Below are 427 nucleotides of genomic sequence, written 5' to 3'. Positions count from 1 at the left end.
AAAGAACAGTTACTAACTATCGAAAATTTATCAAAAATACTAGATATTACTATTGAATATGAAATTCTTAAAGCGAGAATGGGAGTAATGCTTTCGACAAAAATATTTAATGAAATTAATCCCAGAGTATCAAAAGAATGGGAAGAAATAAAAAGAGAGCTTAAATTGAAATAAGTAATTCATTATTAGCTATAAAAGGAGAGATTTAATGGTAAAAACAGTAGGAACTGCATTTGAAAAATTTTTAAAAGATTACGTGAACTTAGATAGAGTTGAAACAGATAAAGCTCGGAAAAGTAGAGATTGGTTAGTAAATCAACAAATAAAAACATTTCCAGACAAAGAAGCAACATTTCCAAATTTATATAATGAAAAAAGTATATATTTTGGCTCTTTTGCTCGAAAAACTAAAATTAAAGAATTAGAT

General features: G+C 25.8%; 1 pseudogene. It reads left to right on the top strand.

Annotated elements, in window-relative coordinates:
- Positions 1-208: 208 nt before the first annotated feature.
- Positions 209-427: pseudogene (locus tag ACF91D_RS32095) on the top strand (nucleotidyltransferase); the annotation flags it as partial.

The organism is Staphylococcus sp. 231237_7MaSpsaltlick, assembly GCF_043107035.1.
Note: the sequence above shows the minus strand (reverse complement) of the source record. Positions and strands in the feature narration are given on the sequence as shown.